This is a genomic window from Aquabacterium sp. (assembly GCF_041915145.1).
Taxonomy (GTDB): Bacteria; Pseudomonadota; Gammaproteobacteria; order Burkholderiales; family Burkholderiaceae_C; genus Aquabacterium.
Map to the genome: position 1 here is coordinate 1 of NZ_JAYSBZ010000014.1, position 14,459 is coordinate 14,459.

The window sequence follows — 14,459 nt, forward strand, 5'->3', positions numbered from 1 at the left end:
CGGCGTCGCTCTTGGGCTGGCCGAACAGCGTGGCGTAGCGGGCCGACAGCACGCCCGGCGCGCCGCCCAGCGCGTCTACGCACAAGCCCGAATCGTCGGCCAGCGCCGGCAGGCCCGACGCACGCGCGGCGTGGCGCGCCTTGGCCAGCGCGTTCTCGATGAAGGTGAGGTGCGGCTCCTCGGCCTCGGCAATGCCCAGCGAGCCCTGCGTGATCAACTCGACACCCGTCGGCGCCAGCAGCGCTTGCAACTCCTTGAGCTTCTTGGCGTTGTTCGACGCCAGCACCAGTCGGGTCACGATGTCAGCGGACGTCGCGCAGCGCACGCTGCTGCGCCAGCACCAGGTCGCGGATGCCCTTGTCGGCCAGGTTCAGCAAGGCGTCCATCTCGGCGCGACTGAAAGCAGCGCCTTCGGCCGTGCCCTGCACCTCGACGAAATGCCCGGCGCCGGTCATCACCACGTTCATGTCGGTGTCGCAGGCCGAGTCCTCGACGTATTCGAGATCGAGCAGCGGCGTGCCCTGCACGATGCCCACGCTCACTGCCGCGATGTGGTCGCGCAGCGGCGACTCGCCCGTCAGCTTGCCTTGCTTTTGCAGGTGGACCACCGCATCGTGCGCGGCCACGTAGGCGCCGGTGATGGCCGCCGTGCGCGTGCCGCCGTCGGCCTGGATCACGTCGCAATCGAGTTGGATGGTGCGCTCGCCCAGCAGCTTGAGGTCGAACACCGCGCGCAGCGAGCGGCCGATCAGGCGCTGGATCTCTTGCGTGCGGCCGCTCTGCTTGCCGCGCGCCGCTTCGCGGTCACTGCGGGTGTGCGTGGCGCGCGGCAGCATGCCGTACTCGGCCGTCACCCAGCCTTCGCCGCTGCCCTTCTTGTGCGGCGGCACGCGCTCTTCGACCGAGGCGGTGCACAGCACCTGCGTGTCGCCGAACGACACCAGCACCGAGCCCTCGGCATGCTTGGTGTAGTTGCGCACGATGGAAACCGGACGCAAGGCGTCCGCCGCACGAGCATTCGTGCGAACAAAAGCATTCATGAACTACCTCAGGATTTCTTGTTGACGGCGTTTTGCGACGAGCGCCGGATCGCTTCGTTGATTTCGCGAATCGAGCGCTCGATCTCGGCCTCGTCCAGATCGTCGGCATCCCCGCCCGGGCCGCCACCGACGCTGGCCTGGATGGTGGAGGCAAAAACCTCCTCGCCCAGCGCCTCCGTCGAGATGCCCCGCGCCGCGTCTTCGTCTTCGGCGGACTCCCACTCGACCGACAACACGGTGACGTTGTCGCTCTTGGGTCCGGCGTTGCGCAGGGCTTGCTCGACGAGTTCGGGCACGGCGTCGGAGATGGTGCGCGAGGCCATCTGCTGCGTGATGACCTCGTCGCTCACGCTGCCCCACAGGCCATCGGAGCAGATCAGCACCCGGTCGCCCTTTTGCAGGATCAGCGGGCCGGCGGTGTCCACCACCGGCTTGCCGGGGCTGCCCAGGCAGGTGAACAGCACGTTGCGGTTGTAGCGCTCGCCAATCGGCACCACGGCCGACAGCGTCTCTTGCAGCTCGGAATACGAGTGGTCGCGGGTGCGGGCGATGAGCTTGTCGCCGCGCACGAAGTACAGGCGCGAGTCGCCGCAGTGCGCCCAGTAGGCGGTATTGCCTTGCAGTACGCAAGCCACGATGGTGGTGCGGGGCGTGTCGATCAGTCCGCGCTCGCTGGCGTAGCGCAGCAACTGGTGGTGACCGGCCATGATCGCCTCGTGCAAGAAGCGGATCGGGTCCTTCAGCGACGGCCGGGCATCGCGCTGGTAGAGCGCGGCCAAAGTCTGCAGGGCGATCTGCGAGGCCATTTCGCCCTCGGGGTGTCCGCCCATGCCATCGGCCAGTGCGAACAGCCCCGAGTCCCGCGTGTAGCAATAGCCCATGCGGTCTTCATTTTTCTCGCGGCCGCCGCGGCGGCTGACTTGATAGACAGAGAACCTCATCAGACTTTATTGCCGGTCTTCAGGTTTTCGATTTGCAGCTTCACGCGTTCGCCGAAGCTGAGCTTGGTATAGCGCCGTTCGGTTTCGCGCGCCAACTCTTTTTGTAACGCAAAAACGCTTTGCGGCCGAGACAGCGGGTCGAGCGACATGCACCATTCCGTGACTTCCAGCAGGTTGTCGGAGTACACGTTGCGCAGCCGCGAGAGCGACAGGCCCAGGCGGTCTTTCTCGATGCGCTGCGGGGCGTCGTTGGGCGGGTAGCCTTGCATGCAGGCATAGATGCAGGCGCCGATGGCGTAGATGTCGGTCCAGGGGCCGAGCGAGCCGTCGCGGCGGTACATCTCGGGGGCCGCGAAGCCGGGCGTGTACATCGGGCGGATGAAGTTGCCCTCTTTCGAGAGCACTTCGCGCGCGGCACCGAAGTCCAGTAGCACGGCCTTGTTTTCGTTGGTGATGAAGATGTTGGCCGGCTTGATGTCCAGGTGCAGCATCTTGTATTGGTGGACGATGCGCAAGCCGCGCAATATTTCGTCAAATAGCGACCGGATGGTCGATTCGCGAAATACTTTGTCACGCTTGAGATCACGCGCCGTGACGATGAAATCCTGCAAGGTATCGCCCTGCAGGTAATTCATCACCATATAAACCGTTTCGTTTTCGCGGAAGAAATTCAGCACCGAAACGACGCTCGGGTGTGAAATTTGCGCGAGCGAGCGGCCTTCTTCAAAGAAGCTTTTCAAACCCAATCGATAAAGCGGTTGCTTTTCGGGTTTGACGCGTGGAATCAGTTCACCAACCGAGCGCTCGGCCAGCGAGGCCGGCAGGTATTCCTTGAGGGCGACGAGTCGCTGCTCGGGGTCTTCGGCCAGATAGACGACCCCAAACCCCCCGGCAGCCAGCTTTCTGACAACTTGATATCCACCAACAACAGTGCCCGCTGGGAGGGGGGCGGGCTTGGGCTTTGACATAATCAGATTTTTGCGGTGCGACAAGCTCCATGCCAGTTTACAGCATGACCGGTTACGCGAGCGCCTTGAGCGGTGCTCCGAAAAACCCTGATGAAACCGCCCAAAAGGGCGAAGACGCCGCGCCGGCGAGTAAATCGGCCGCCAGCGTCGGTGTTGAAATCCGTTCGGTCAACAGCCGGTTTCTCGACCTCGTTTTTCGTTTGCCCGATGACCTGCGCGGACTCGAGCCGGTACTGCGTGAGTTGCTGACAGCGCAGTTCCGGCGCGGCAAGATCGAATTGCGCTTGACGACGCAGCGGCAAGACGACACCAGTTGGCCCAGCCCTCAGCCTGATCAGCTCAATGCGTTGTCGCGCATCGAGGGCACGGTGCAATCGTGGCTGCCCAAGGCCGCGCCGCTGTCGGTTCACGAGGTTCTGCAGTGGTGTCGCGGCAGCGCTCCACAGGAGCGCCTGGACGAAGCGGCCATGGACGCGGCCCGGCGCTGTGTCGCCGCTTTGCGTGAGGCGCGCAAACGCGAGGGCGACAAGCTGGTGGCGATCCTGCTGGAGCGCATTGCCGGTTTGCGCGAACTGGCCAAGCAGTCCGCGCCGCTCGTGCCGCAGGCCGTGGCGCGTCAACAGGAGCGCTTCTTGCAGCGCTGGCAAGAAGCGCTGCAAGCCAGCGGTGGCACCACGTCGCTGCCGGCCGATGCCTTGCAGGATCGCGCCCTGAACGAGGCTGCGGCGTATGCGTTGCGCCTGGACGTGGATGAAGAGTTGTCGCGCCTGAACGCCCACCTCGACGAAATCACGCGGCTGTTGAAGGCAGGCGGCGAAATCGGCAAGCGGCTCGACTTCCTGATTCAGGAGTTGCACCGCGAGGCCAATACCCTGGGGTCCAAGTCGGCGGCACTGGAACTCACTCAGGTGTCGGTCGAAATGAAGGTGCTGGTCGAGCAAATGCGTGAACAGGTGCAGAACATCGAGTGAATCTGCTCGTGAAACTGCTGATGCCCGCTCGGCTTGGGCTGTAGAACTATCGAAGACCTCTCTGGTCCGAGGACGTAACGAGGAGCCCGTGCATGGACTACCCCGGTAATCTTTTTGTCGTGGCGGCACCCAGCGGCGCCGGCAAGTCCAGCCTGGTCAAGGCGCTGCTGGAACTCGATTCGCGCCTGGCGGTGTCGATTTCGCACAGCACGCGTCCACCGCGTGGCCAGGAGCAAAACGGCCGCGAATACTGGTTTGTCGGCGAGGCCGAGTTCCGCGACATGATCGAGCGCGGCGACTTCTTCGAGTGGGCAGAGGTGCACGGCAACATGTACGGCACCTCGCGCGCGGCGATCGAGGCCCGTATGGCCGCCGGCGATGACGTGGTGCTCGAGATCGATTGGCAGGGGGCGCGGCAGATCAAGGAGATCTTCCCGAATGCCGTGTTGATCTTCATCCTGCCGCCGAGCTGGGAAGAGCTGCTGCAGCGCCTCAAGCGCCGCGGCGAGGACGCCCCTGAAGTGATCGAGCGCCGCATGGCCAACGCCCGCTTCGAGGTGGCGCAGGCGCAGCATTTCGACTACGTTATAATCAATGCCCTGTTTGAAACGGCGCTTTTCGATCTGAAGACCGTCGTTCACTCGCAGCGGCTCAAGTATGCCGCCCTGCGCCGCAGCAAGCCGGTCGTGTTCAGCGCGCTGAACTTGCCTTGAAGTTGCTTTTAAGTGCCCCCGTGCCTGGAGTTCGTCAGAAATGGCCCGTATCACCGTTGAAGATTGCCTGGAAAAGATCCCCAACCGCTTCCAGCTGGTTCTGGCCGCCACGTACCGTGCCCGCATGCTGAACCAAGGCCACACGCCGCGTGTCGAAACCAAGAACAAGGCTGGCGTGACCGCCCTGCGTGAAATCGCCGAAGGCCATGTCGGCCTCGAAATGCTGCGCAAAGTGCCGGTCTGAGCGGCCTGTTATTGGCGATCTTTCCTGAAGCGGCCGGTGTGCCGGCCAGCATGTATTTGCCTTGCGGGCCACGCGGTGCAGGTCGAGTCACGCTACATTCTTTGGCATGACCCGCGCGACTGTTCCACCTGCCACGCCGGGCGTGGCGCACAGCAAACCCCACGCCGCCGTGGCGGGGGCCGCCGGTGCGGCTGCGGCATCGTTTGCCGCCCTGACTCACAAGCTCGATTACCTCGACGCCGCCGACGCCAAGCGCGTGCGCGAGGCCTACAAGTTCGCTGACGAGGCCCACCTGGGCCAGTTCCGCGCCAGCGGCGAGCCGTACATCACCCATCCCATCGCCGTCGCCGGCCTGTGCGCCGACTGGAAGCTCGATGCCCAGGCCATCATGGCCGCCTTGATGCACGACGCGATGGAGGATTGCGGCGTGACCAAGATCGAGCTGATCGAGCGCTTCGGCGCGCCGACGGCCGAGCTGGTCGATGGCCTGACCAAGCTCGACAAGCTGCAGTTCTCGACCAAGGAAGAATCGCAGGCCGAGTCCTTCCGCAAGATGCTGCTGGCCATGGCGCGCGATGTGCGCGTCATCCTGGTCAAGTTGGCCGACCGGCTGCACAACATGCGGACGATGGACGCGATGGTGCAGCACAAGCGCGCCCGCATCGCCCGCGAAACGCTCGACATCTACGCACCGATCGCGCATCGCCTGGGCTTGAATCAGACCTATCGTGAGTTGCAGGAGCTGTCGTTCCAGTACGTGCAGCCGTGGCGCTACGGCGCGCTCTCCAAGGCCGTCAAGAAGGCGCGCGGCTATCGGCGCGACATCGTGGCACGCATCGAGGCCGACGTCGAAAAGGCGCTGGCCGCAGCCTCGGTGACGGCGCACGTCTACGGGCGCGAGAAGACGATCTATTCGATCTACCAGAAGATGCGCGAGAAGCACTTGAGCTTCGCGCAGGTGAACGACATCTTCGGTTTCCGCGTGGTGGTGCAGACGCTGCCCGAGTGCTATCTGGCGCTGGGCGTGCTGCACCAGCTCTACAAGCCGCTGCCGGGGCGTTTCAAGGACTACATCGCGATCCCCAAGGGCAACGGCTACCAGTCGCTGCATACGACGTTGGTGAATCCGCTCGGCACGGCGGTCGAGTTTCAGATCCGGACCGAATCGATGCACGCGGTGGCCGAGGAGGGCATCGCCGCGCACTGGATGTACAAGACCCAGGAAGCCGGGCAGATCGATGGCCCGCGCCAGGGGGCGGTGTGGCTGCAGTCGCTGATCGACATCCAGCAAGACACCAACGACTCGGCGGAGTTTCTCGAGCACCTCAAGATCGATCTCTTTCCGGATGCGGTCTACGTGTTCACGCCCAAGTCGAAGATCCTGGCCTTGCCGCGCGGCGCCACGCCGGTGGACTTTGCCTATGCCATCCACAGCGACGTGGGCGACCATTGCGTGGCAGCCAAGGTGAACGGCGAGCCGGTGGCCTTGCGCACCGAATTGCGCAGCGGCGACGTGGTCGAAGTGGTGACGGCGCACAGCGCGCGACCCAACCCCGGCTGGCTCAACTTCGTGCGTACGGGGCGGGCGCGCTCCAAGATCCGCCACTACCTCAAGAACCTCGAGGCCGAAGAGTCGCTCGAGCTCGGCGAGAAGTTGCTGATGCAAGCCATGCGCAGCGAGGGGCTCAGCCTGCCCGAGGGTGACGAAGCCAGCGGTGGCGACTCGGGTGCCTTGTGGCAGGCCGTGCTGCGCTGGAGCGGCAACCGCACGCGCCGCGAGTTGATGGTCGATATCGGCCTGGGCCGCAAGATCGCGGGCATCGTGGCCAAGCGGTTGGCGCAACTGCTCACCGACATGGGCGCGCGTCCCGATGCGCTCACGCTGTCGATGGGGCGCTACGCCTCGGACGACAACGCACCCACGCAAGCAGCGGTGGTGCTCGATGGCAGTGAAGGCGCGACCGTGCATCTGGCCACCTGCTGCCGGCCGATCCCGGGCGACGAGATCGTCGGCTACCTCGGGCGCGGCGAAGGCCTGGTGGTGCACACGGCCGATTGCTCGATCGGGCAGAAGCTGTTCGAGCGCGACAGCGAGCGCTGGATCGACGTGGAGTGGTCGGAAGAGCCCACCCGCGCGTTCGAGACTGGCATCCTGGTGCTCGTGAAGAACGGCAAGGGTGTGCTCGCGCAGGTGGCCCAGGCGGTCAGCGCGGCCGAGGCGGACATCACCCACATCGACATGGGTGACGAGCAGTTGGCCGAAACCGCCGAGCTGCGCCTGCGCGTGGCCGTGAGCGATCGTCACCACTTGGCCGACGTGCTGCGCGCCGTCAAGCGTGCTCAGCCGGTGCTGAAGGTTTCGCGCATCCGGCCCTAACTCGGCGCCGGGTAGCGCACCTCGATCACTTCGAGTTTTTCGAGCCCGCCGGGCGTCATCAGCTGCACTTCGTCGCCCTCGCGGGCCTTGAGCAGGGCGCGGGCAATCGGCGACACCCAGCTGACTTCGCCTTGGAGGTTGTCGGTCTCGTCGATGCCCTTGATCGTGATGGTGCGCTCTTCGCCGCTGGTGTTGGCATAGGTGACCGTGGCGCCGAAGAAGATCTGGTCGTTGCCAAAATGCGCGCTCGGGTCGGCGACCTCGGCGATGTCGAGCCGCCTGGTCAGAAAGCGGATGCGGCGGTCGATCTCGCGCAGGCGCTTCTTGCCGTAGAGATAGTCGCCGTTCTCGGAGCGGTCGCCGTTGGACGCGGCCCAGTGCACCACCTCGACGACCTTGGGCCGCTCGACGTCGATCAGCGTCAGCAACTCGTCGCGCAGCCGCCGGTAGCCGGCCGGGGTGATGTAGTTCTTGCCGCCGGGCGGCAGCGGGGGCAGGCCGACTTCGTCGTCGTCCTCGCCGTCTGGTTCCTTGGTGAAGGCCTTGTTCATCGCGCACCCTACAATTTCGGGTCGATTTTAAATTTCTCCCACTTGCCGCCTCCCAAAGTCCACCCATGAGCAAAGAGCCCCCCGCATCGCACGAAGCCGCCGACCTGAGCCACATCGCCCCGCGCGACAAGGCCGAGATCCTCGCGCAAGCCTTGCCCTACATCCGCAAGTTCCACGGCAAGACCATCGTGGTCAAGTACGGCGGCAACGCCATGACCGACCCGGCGCTGCAGCAGGATTTCGCCGAAGACATCGTGCTGCTCAAGCTGGTCGGCATGAACCCGGTGGTGGTGCACGGCGGCGGCCCGCAGATCGATGAGGCACTGGCCAAGATCGGCAAGAAGGGCACCTTCATCCAGGGCATGCGCGTGACCGACGAAGAGACGATGGAGGTCGTCGAGTGGGTGCTGGGCGGCGAGGTGCAGCAAGACATCGTCGGCCTGATCAACGTGGCGGGCGGCAAGGCCGTGGGCCTGACCGGGCGCGACGGCGGCATGGTTCGCGCCAAGAAGCTCAAGATGGTCGACAAGGACGACCCCAGCAAGGAGCACGACGTCGGCCAGGTCGGCGAAATCGTCTCGATCGACCCCAGCGTGGTCAAGGCGCTGCAGGACGACCAGTTCATCCCCGTCATTTCGCCCATCGGTTTTGGCGAGAGCAACGAGAGCTACAACATCAATGCCGACGTGGTGGCGGGCAAGCTGGCCGAAGTGCTCAAGGCCGAGAAGCTGATGCTGCTGACCAACACCCCCGGCGTGCTCGACAAGACCGGCAAGCTGCTGACCGACCTGTCGGCGCGCGAGATCGACGAGCTGTTTGCCGATGGCACGATCAGCGGCGGCATGCTGCCCAAGATCAGCTCGGCGCTCGACGCGGCCAAGAGCGGCGTCAACGCCGTGCACATCATCGACGGCCGCGTGCCGCACGCGATGCTGCTCGAGATCCTGAGCGATCAGGCCTACGGCACGATGATCCGCTCGCACTGACGTGAGCCCCCAGGCTTGCCACTGCGTGGCAGCGCCACCCCCCGCGGGGGCTCGGCCGGCCTTGGGGCGGCCCGGCGGCTGGCCGGTGGGCGCGTCGAGCATCCGTGGTTTGGCGCGGCTGGGCGGGGGCGGTTCGAGATGAACGCATCCCGGGGCGGCCTGGTCTGGCTGTTCGACCTCGACAACACGCTGCACGACGCGTCGCACGCGGTCTTCCACCGCCTCGACGACACGATGACCGGCTACATCGCCGAGCATCTCGGCGTCGATGTGGCTCATGCCGACTGGCTGCGGCGCGAATACTGGCGCCGCTATGGCGCAACCCTGCTGGGGCTGGAGCGCCACCACGGCGTGCGGGCCGCGCACTTTCTGGAGCAAACCCATCGCCTGCCCGATCTGGAGGCCGCGCTGCGGATGGCCGCGCACGACCGCGTGGCGCTGCAGCGTCTGCCCGGCCGAAAGTTGGTGCTCACCAATGCGCCGGCGGCTTATGCCAAGCGGGTGTTGACCGAGCTGGGCCTGGCGGGGTGCTTCGAGGCGGTGGTCAGCATCGAGGGCATGCGGGTTTTTGGCCAATTGCGACCCAAGCCCGACGCGCGCATGCTGCGGGTGGTCTTGGCGCGCTTGAAGCTCCGGCCGGCCCGCACGGTGCTGGTCGAGGACACGGTGGGCCATTTGCGTGCCGCTCGGCGCGTGGGGATGTGCACGGTGTGGATGCAGCGCTATCTGCGCAGCGACTGGGGCGGCGGTTTGCGTGACAAATCTCGCGCAATCGGCTCCGGGCCCGAAGTAGGCATTTACCTGCGCCGCAAACCCGCGTTTGTGTGTGCCAGAATCAAAAATCTTCAAGAGCTGCGCCGCTGGAATCCATCCACTCGCCCCATCTGATGACCGAATCTGTAGCCCCTGCTGTCGCTCCCGCTGCCGATTCGGTGGTGCCCTCTGTCGACGTTGCTGAGGCGCCTGGTCGCAAGCGCCCCAAGCCCGGCGAGCGCCGCATCCAGATCCTGCAAACGCTGGCCAGCATGCTGGAGCAGCCCGATGCTGACCGCATCACCACCGCCGCGCTGGCCGCTCGGCTGCAGGTGAGCGAGGCCGCGCTGTACCGACACTTCGCCAGCAAGGCGCAGATGTTCGAGGGGCTGATCGAGTTCGTCGAGCAAAGCGTGTTCACCCTGGCCAACCAGCTCATCGAGCGCGAGCCCCAGGGGGCGGCGCAGGCGCAGAAGATCGTCGCCATGGTGCTGCAGTTCGGCGAGAAGAACCCCGGCATGGCCCGCGTGATGGTGGGCGACGCGCTGGTGTTCGAGAACGAGCGCCTGATCGCCCGCATGAACCAGTTCTTCGACCGGCTCGAATCGCAGTTGCGCCAGAGCCTGCGCGCGCATGCCGACGGCACGGGCTCGCAGTCGCCCACGGTGGACGCGCAAGCGGCCGCCTCGCTGGCCGTGAGCTTCGTGCTCGGGCGCCTGCAGCGCTTTGCCCGCTCGGGCTTCAAGCGCCTGCCGACCGAGTATCTCGACGTCGCGCTGCGCCAGCTGATCGTCTGACCCGGCCTTGCCCCCACGCGGGCGGGCGCTGTCGAGCTGCGCCTAAACTGGCGCGATGAATCCTCAATCGTTTGATGCCTTGCTGGCACGCGCCGATGCGTTGCTGCAGCGTTTTGATGCCTTGCTTCACCTGGTGCCCGGGCCGCAGAGCCTGGCGGTCAATGCGCCCGATTGGTCGGCCTCGGTGGCGTTTCGCTTTCGCAAGCGCGCTGGCTGGATCGGCGGTGGTTGGCTGGAGCCGGTGCGCCAGCTCGCGCCGCTGCGGCTGGTCGATCTGAAAGAAGTCGACACCCAGAAAGAGCGCCTGGTGCGCAACCTCGCGCAATTCGTGGCGGGGCGGCCGGCCAACAACGTGCTGCTCAGCGGCGCGCGCGGCACGGGCAAGTCCTCGCTGATCAAGGCCAGTCTCAATGAATTCGCGGCCCAGGGGCTGCGCCTCATCGAAGTCGACAAGGCCGATCTGGTCGACCTGCCCGACATCGTCGCCCTGATCGCCGAGCGGCCCGAGCGCTTCATCGTGTATTGCGACGACCTCAGCTTCGACGAGGGCGAGCCGGGCTACAAGGCGCTGAAGTCGATTCTGGACGGCTCGGTCTCGACGGCCAGCGACAACGTGCTGGTCGTGGCCACGTCGAACCGCCGCCATCTGCTGCCCGAGTACCACCACGAGAACGCGACGTACAAGCACACGGCAGATGGCGAGGTGCACCCCGGCGAGGCGGTGGAAGAGAAGATCTCGCTGTCCGAGCGCTTCGGGCTGTGGATCAGCTTCTACCCGTTCAGCCAGGACGAATATCTGGCCATCGTCGCGCAGTGGCTGCGGCACTTCGGTTTGGCCGACGAGGCTATCGAAGCAGCGCGGCCGCAGGCCTTGGTGTGGGCGCTGGAGCGCGGCTCGCGCTCGGGGCGCGTGGCCTATCAGTTTGCGCGGGACTTCATTGGCCGTGGCGAGGGCGACGCATCATGAGCGGAGGCGGTGAGCGCACGCCCGTCGAGGTGGCGGTGGGGGTGTTGGTCGAGCGCGATGCGCAGGGCGCGGAGGGGCGCTTTCTGCTCACCTCGCGTCCGCCCGGCAAGGTGTACGAGGGATATTGGGAATTCCCGGGCGGCAAGCTCGAAGCGGGCGAGACGGTCGATCAGGCCTTGCGCCGCGAGTTGATCGAAGAGCTCGGCATCACCATCGGCACGACCCACCCGTGGAAGATCGAAATCTTCGACTACCCCCACGCGCTGGTGCGACTGCACTTCTGCAAGGTCTACGAGTGGAGCGGCGAGTTCGAGATGCGCGAGGGGCAGACCATGGCCTGGCAGACCCTGCCGGTCGAGGTGACGCCGGTGTTGCCCGGCACGGTGCCCGTGCTGCGCTGGTTTGCCGAGGAGCGCGGCTTCATCCAAGCCACGCATCAGGGAGTCTGACGTGAGCGGAGCCGCTGGAAGCGGTCAGTGCTTCAGCGGTTGGCCGGGCGATTCGATGTCGGGCGGCAGACCCGCATCCGGGTCGTTCGGATCGGGGGCGGCCTCGACCCGGTAGGTTTCGCTGGCCCAGGCCCCAAAGTCGATGTTCTTGCAGGTTGCCGAACAGAACGGGCGATAGGGGTTGCTGGTGCTGTAGATGCTGTCGCCGCCGCAACGCGGGCAGCGCACGGTGCGTGGTTTGATCGTCACGGGAGCTGTGGGGTCGTTGGGCATGGCTTGCCCCATTACGAGCACAGCGTGAGCTCGAAGCCCGCGTCTTCGTTGCTGGGGCGCAAGCGACCCTCGGCGTCTTGCCGCATCAGGCGAATCGCCACCATCAGGCGGTGGCCGCTGATCTCGGGCACCAGGCCCAGGCCGGCATCGAGCCGCAGGCGCAGCAGCTGGAAGGTCCGCCCCGGCGGCAGGCTTTGCTGGTACATGCCTCCCGGCGCGGCCACCATGTGCGGGTGACCCGAGTCGCGCAGCAGGCCCAGCAGCATCTTCAAGGCTTCGGCGAGTGGCATCAGGGTGTTGGTCCAGTTTTGCAGATCATGCTGGCGACGCTCGACCGGACCTTTTTGCCACGCGTAGTAGGCCGGCAGATCGAATTCGCAGGTGCCGCCCGGAATGCTGATGCGGCTGCGCACGCTCATCAACCATTCGTTGGTGGTGAGGGCCTGGCCAGCCTTGCCTTGCAGCTGGTTGAGGCCGTCGTAGGCGTGGTCGATGCGGCCGATGACCTGATTCAGCACCGCCTCTGAAATAGCCGGGTTGCCGCGGTAGCTGTTGAGCTGGGCTTTGTGGCGTTCGAGCTCCTTGAGCAGGTCGCTCTTGAGATCGGCCCGCGAGGCCACGTCCATGATCTCGAAGATCGTGGACAGGGCGAAGTGGTGATCGACCGCGTCGGGGCGCGGGATCAGTTGACCGAGTCGGTCGAACAGATGTTCGAGCCGCAGCATCGTGCGGATGCTTTCATTGAAGGGGTATTCGTAGAGGATCAAGGCTCGGTTCCCTGCGTCGATGGGCGATTGTTCCACATGACTTCATCAAAGCCCACATCAGCCTGACGATGTGGGCTCGTTCGGCGTGCGACCCGTTTGCAAGCGGGCCCAATCGTTCCATAGCGCCTGCACCTTGTCAGCGAGGTTTTCCAGGGTGAGTTCGTGGTTGACGATCACATCGTCGGCCATGGCCAACCGGGCCTCGCGCGAAGCCTGTTGCGCGATGACGCGCTCGACCATCTCGCGGGCCCAGCCCGAGCGGGCCATGACACGCTCGATCTGCACCTCCACCGGGCAGTCGACCACCAGGATGCGATGCACGCGATTGCGCCAGCGCAGACCCGATTCGACCAGCAGCGGCACGTCGAACACCACGGGCTGTTCGGGTTGCGCGAGCAAGGCCTGCGCTTCGGTCTCGTCGTGGATCAGCGGGTGGAGGATGCCTTCCAGCGCGTGGCGGGCGCTGGGGTCGCGAAAGATCAGCTCGCGCATGCGGGTGCGGTCCATGGCGCCGCTCGAGTCGATCACCTCGGCCCCGAAGCGCTCGCGCACGATCGGGATGGCGCGACCACCTGTTGCCGTGAGGGCGCGCGAGATGGCGTCGGTATCGACGAGATGCGCGCCAAGCTTCACCAGCAGGTGCCCGACGGTGCTTTTGCCGCTGCCGATCCCGCCGGTCAGGCCGATGTGCAAACTGCGGGGAACATTCATGGCGGGCGATGTTACGCGCTCGATGACGGGGCGCGATGGGGCTGGCGTGCGCCGCCCCTTTCAGCGGGTCAGGCCCAGCCCAGCCACTCCAGCGTGGTGGGGGCGCCGACCAGCATCACCGCGAGCCCCGCCCCGGCCAGGAAGGGGCCGAACGGCACGTAGCGGCCTTCGCGCAAGCCGCCCGTGAGCTTGAGGCCGATGCCGACCACGGCACCGATCACCGACGAGGCCAGCACGATCGGCAGAATCATCTGCCACCCCAGCCAGGCACCGAGCGCAGCCAGCAGCTTGAAGTCGCCGTAACCCATGCCCTCTTTGCCGGTGGTCAGCTTGAACAGCCAGTAGACCGACCACAGCGACAGATAGCCGGCGATGGCGCCCCACAGCGAGGCGGTCAAGGGGGTGTGCGTCCAGCCCAGCGCGGCGCCAGCCAGCCCGGCCCAGAGCAAGGGCAGGGTGAGGTCGTCGGGCAACAAAGTGGTGTCCCAGTCGATACCCGCCAGGGCCACCAGCGTGGCAACGAACAGGCACCACAAGATGGTGCTGGGCTCCGCGCCCAGGCGCCAGCCGGTGGCGGCGAACAGCGCGCCGGTCAGCACTTCGATCAGCGGGTAGCGCGCCGAGATGCGCGTCGAACAAGACGAGCAGCGGCCGCGCAGCGCCAGCCAGCTCACCACAGGGATGTTCTCGAACCAGCGGATCTGGTGCCCGCAGGCCGGGCAGCGCGAGGCCGGCATCGCCAGACCCAGCGGCGGCTCGTCGCGGCCCGGGTCGGGCAGGCCCAGCAGATCGGCGCTATCGCGCTTCCACTGCCGCTCGAGCATCAGCGGCAGCCGGTGGATGACGACGTTCAGGAAGCTGCCGATGCACAGCCCGAAGAGCGCCAGAGCCAGGGGCGACAGCAAGGCTGCCGGGATCTCAACGCTCATCGTGATGGCCGCACCAGATGCA

General features: G+C 65.8%; 18 protein-coding genes. 9 read left to right on the forward strand and 9 right to left on the reverse strand.

The features are described from left to right. The 4 genes from ACE3SS_RS04290 to ACE3SS_RS04305 form a co-directional block, all read right to left on the reverse strand. Positions 1-298, reverse strand: a 298-nt coding sequence (locus ACE3SS_RS04290) for a non-canonical purine NTP pyrophosphatase (RefSeq protein WP_374591706.1), incomplete at its 3' end; no start/stop codon positions are given. A gap of 4 nt (positions 299-302) precedes the next feature. Next, the gene (gene rph, locus ACE3SS_RS04295) at positions 303-1,040 is read right to left on the reverse strand and encodes a ribonuclease PH (protein ID WP_374591708.1); all 738 of its coding nucleotides are present in this window, start codon (positions 1,038-1,040) and stop codon (positions 303-305) included. An 8-nt stretch (positions 1,041-1,048) separates the two neighbouring features. Beyond that, positions 1,049-1,981 (reverse strand): PP2C family serine/threonine-protein phosphatase, encoded by a 933-nt coding sequence (locus ACE3SS_RS04300; protein WP_374591710.1) that lies wholly within the window; start codon positions 1,979-1,981, stop codon positions 1,049-1,051. Beyond that, a complete protein-coding gene (locus ACE3SS_RS04305) occupies positions 1,981-2,949 on the reverse strand; it encodes a serine/threonine protein kinase (protein WP_374591804.1) in 969 nt (322 codons plus the stop codon). The genes ACE3SS_RS04300 and ACE3SS_RS04305 overlap by 1 nt, the downstream gene beginning before the upstream one ends. Before the next feature lie 44 nt (positions 2,950-2,993). Here ACE3SS_RS04305 and ACE3SS_RS04310 point away from each other — a divergent pair, with 44 nt between their 5' ends. The 4 genes from ACE3SS_RS04310 to ACE3SS_RS04325 all read left to right on the forward strand — a co-directional run bounded on the left by ACE3SS_RS04310 (position 2,994) and on the right by ACE3SS_RS04325 (position 7,254). Next, on the forward strand, positions 2,994-3,920 hold the full coding sequence (locus tag ACE3SS_RS04310) for a YicC/YloC family endoribonuclease (RefSeq protein WP_374591712.1): 927 nt from the start codon (positions 2,994-2,996) through the stop codon (positions 3,918-3,920). Positions 3,921-4,012: 92 nt separating this feature from the next. Then, on the forward strand, positions 4,013-4,633 hold the full coding sequence (gene gmk / locus ACE3SS_RS04315; protein WP_374591714.1) for a guanylate kinase: 621 nt from the start codon (positions 4,013-4,015) through the stop codon (positions 4,631-4,633). A gap of 40 nt (positions 4,634-4,673) precedes the next feature. Then, on the forward strand, positions 4,674-4,877 hold the full coding sequence (gene rpoZ / locus ACE3SS_RS04320; protein ID WP_374591716.1) for a DNA-directed RNA polymerase subunit omega: 204 nt from the start codon (positions 4,674-4,676) through the stop codon (positions 4,875-4,877). A 106-nt stretch (positions 4,878-4,983) separates the two neighbouring features. Then, positions 4,984-7,254: a bifunctional (p)ppGpp synthetase/guanosine-3',5'-bis(diphosphate) 3'-pyrophosphohydrolase gene (locus ACE3SS_RS04325; RefSeq protein WP_374591718.1), complete on the forward strand. Its 2,271-nt coding sequence runs from the start codon at positions 4,984-4,986 to the stop codon at positions 7,252-7,254. Here ACE3SS_RS04325 and greB read toward each other — a convergent pair. Next, positions 7,251-7,805, reverse strand: coding sequence for a transcription elongation factor GreB (greB, locus tag ACE3SS_RS04330; RefSeq protein ID WP_374591720.1), 555 nt, complete (start codon positions 7,803-7,805; stop codon positions 7,251-7,253). The genes ACE3SS_RS04325 and greB overlap by 4 nt on opposite strands. 65 nt (positions 7,806-7,870) lie before the next feature. Here greB and argB point away from each other — a divergent pair, with 65 nt between their 5' ends. The 5 genes from argB (at position 7,871) to ACE3SS_RS04355 (ending at position 11,757) form a co-directional block, all read left to right on the forward strand. Next, positions 7,871-8,791 (forward strand): acetylglutamate kinase, encoded by a 921-nt coding sequence (argB, locus tag ACE3SS_RS04335; protein WP_374591722.1) that lies wholly within the window; start codon positions 7,871-7,873, stop codon positions 8,789-8,791. 138 nt (positions 8,792-8,929) lie between these two features. Beyond that, positions 8,930-9,679 (forward strand): pyrimidine 5'-nucleotidase, encoded by a 750-nt coding sequence (locus tag ACE3SS_RS04340; RefSeq protein WP_374591724.1) that lies wholly within the window; start codon positions 8,930-8,932, stop codon positions 9,677-9,679. Then, the gene (slmA, locus tag ACE3SS_RS04345; protein ID WP_374591726.1) at positions 9,679-10,341 is read left to right on the forward strand and encodes a nucleoid occlusion factor SlmA; all 663 of its coding nucleotides are present in this window, start codon (positions 9,679-9,681) and stop codon (positions 10,339-10,341) included. Before ACE3SS_RS04340 ends, slmA begins: the two co-directional genes overlap by 1 nt. Before the next feature lie 55 nt (positions 10,342-10,396). Further along, positions 10,397-11,308 carry an ATP-binding protein gene (locus tag ACE3SS_RS04350; RefSeq protein WP_374591728.1) on the forward strand — a complete coding sequence of 304 codons (912 nt, stop codon included), beginning with the start codon at positions 10,397-10,399 and terminating at the stop codon, positions 11,306-11,308. Further along, positions 11,305-11,757, forward strand: coding sequence for an NUDIX domain-containing protein (locus ACE3SS_RS04355; protein WP_374591730.1), 453 nt, complete (start codon positions 11,305-11,307; stop codon positions 11,755-11,757). Before ACE3SS_RS04350 ends, ACE3SS_RS04355 begins: the two co-directional genes overlap by 4 nt. Positions 11,758-11,781: 24 nt before the next feature. Here the strand turns inward: ACE3SS_RS04355 and ACE3SS_RS04360 are convergent, their stop codons facing one another. From ACE3SS_RS04360 to ACE3SS_RS04375, 4 genes are all read right to left on the reverse strand, one after another. Then, positions 11,782-12,030: a DNA gyrase inhibitor YacG gene (locus ACE3SS_RS04360; RefSeq protein WP_374591732.1), complete on the reverse strand. Its 249-nt coding sequence runs from the start codon at positions 12,028-12,030 to the stop codon at positions 11,782-11,784. An 11-nt stretch (positions 12,031-12,041) separates the two neighbouring features. Further along, on the reverse strand, positions 12,042-12,797 hold the full coding sequence (gene zapD / locus ACE3SS_RS04365; protein WP_374591734.1) for a cell division protein ZapD: 756 nt from the start codon (positions 12,795-12,797) through the stop codon (positions 12,042-12,044). Between the two features lie 57 nt (positions 12,798-12,854). Then, the gene (coaE, locus tag ACE3SS_RS04370; protein WP_374591736.1) at positions 12,855-13,508 is read right to left on the reverse strand and encodes a dephospho-CoA kinase; all 654 of its coding nucleotides are present in this window, start codon (positions 13,506-13,508) and stop codon (positions 12,855-12,857) included. A 68-nt stretch (positions 13,509-13,576) separates the two neighbouring features. Further along, entirely contained in the window at positions 13,577-14,437 is an 861-nt protein-coding gene (locus ACE3SS_RS04375) for an A24 family peptidase (RefSeq protein ID WP_374591738.1), read from the reverse strand. Positions 14,438-14,459: the final 22 nt, after the last annotated feature.

Bases quoted from the DNA above. Each gene is read 5' to 3' on its own strand.
- rph (WP_374591708.1), bottom strand. From the start codon at position 1,040: ATGAATGCTTTTGTTCGCACGAATGCTCGTGCGGCGGACGCCTTGCGT.
- ACE3SS_RS04300 (WP_374591710.1), bottom strand. From the start codon at position 1,981: ATGAGGTTCTCTGTCTATCAAGTCAGCCGCCGCGGCGGCCGCGAGAAA.
- ACE3SS_RS04305 (WP_374591804.1), bottom strand. From the start codon at position 2,949: ATGTCAAAGCCCAAGCCCGCCCCCCTCCCAGCGGGCACTGTTGTTGGT.
- ACE3SS_RS04310 (WP_374591712.1), top strand. From the start codon at position 2,994: ATGACCGGTTACGCGAGCGCCTTGAGCGGTGCTCCGAAAAACCCTGAT.
- gmk (WP_374591714.1), top strand. From the start codon at position 4,013: ATGGACTACCCCGGTAATCTTTTTGTCGTGGCGGCACCCAGCGGCGCC.
- rpoZ (WP_374591716.1), top strand. From the start codon at position 4,674: ATGGCCCGTATCACCGTTGAAGATTGCCTGGAAAAGATCCCCAACCGC.
- ACE3SS_RS04325 (WP_374591718.1), top strand. From the start codon at position 4,984: ATGACCCGCGCGACTGTTCCACCTGCCACGCCGGGCGTGGCGCACAGC.
- greB (WP_374591720.1), bottom strand. From the start codon at position 7,805: ATGAACAAGGCCTTCACCAAGGAACCAGACGGCGAGGACGACGACGAA.
- argB (WP_374591722.1), top strand. From the start codon at position 7,871: ATGAGCAAAGAGCCCCCCGCATCGCACGAAGCCGCCGACCTGAGCCAC.
- ACE3SS_RS04340 (WP_374591724.1), top strand. From the start codon at position 8,930: ATGAACGCATCCCGGGGCGGCCTGGTCTGGCTGTTCGACCTCGACAAC.
- slmA (WP_374591726.1), top strand. From the start codon at position 9,679: ATGACCGAATCTGTAGCCCCTGCTGTCGCTCCCGCTGCCGATTCGGTG.
- ACE3SS_RS04350 (WP_374591728.1), top strand. From the start codon at position 10,397: ATGAATCCTCAATCGTTTGATGCCTTGCTGGCACGCGCCGATGCGTTG.
- ACE3SS_RS04355 (WP_374591730.1), top strand. From the start codon at position 11,305: ATGAGCGGAGGCGGTGAGCGCACGCCCGTCGAGGTGGCGGTGGGGGTG.
- ACE3SS_RS04360 (WP_374591732.1), bottom strand. From the start codon at position 12,030: ATGCCCAACGACCCCACAGCTCCCGTGACGATCAAACCACGCACCGTG.
- coaE (WP_374591736.1), bottom strand. From the start codon at position 13,508: ATGAATGTTCCCCGCAGTTTGCACATCGGCCTGACCGGCGGGATCGGC.
- ACE3SS_RS04375 (WP_374591738.1), bottom strand. From the start codon at position 14,437: ATGAGCGTTGAGATCCCGGCAGCCTTGCTGTCGCCCCTGGCTCTGGCG.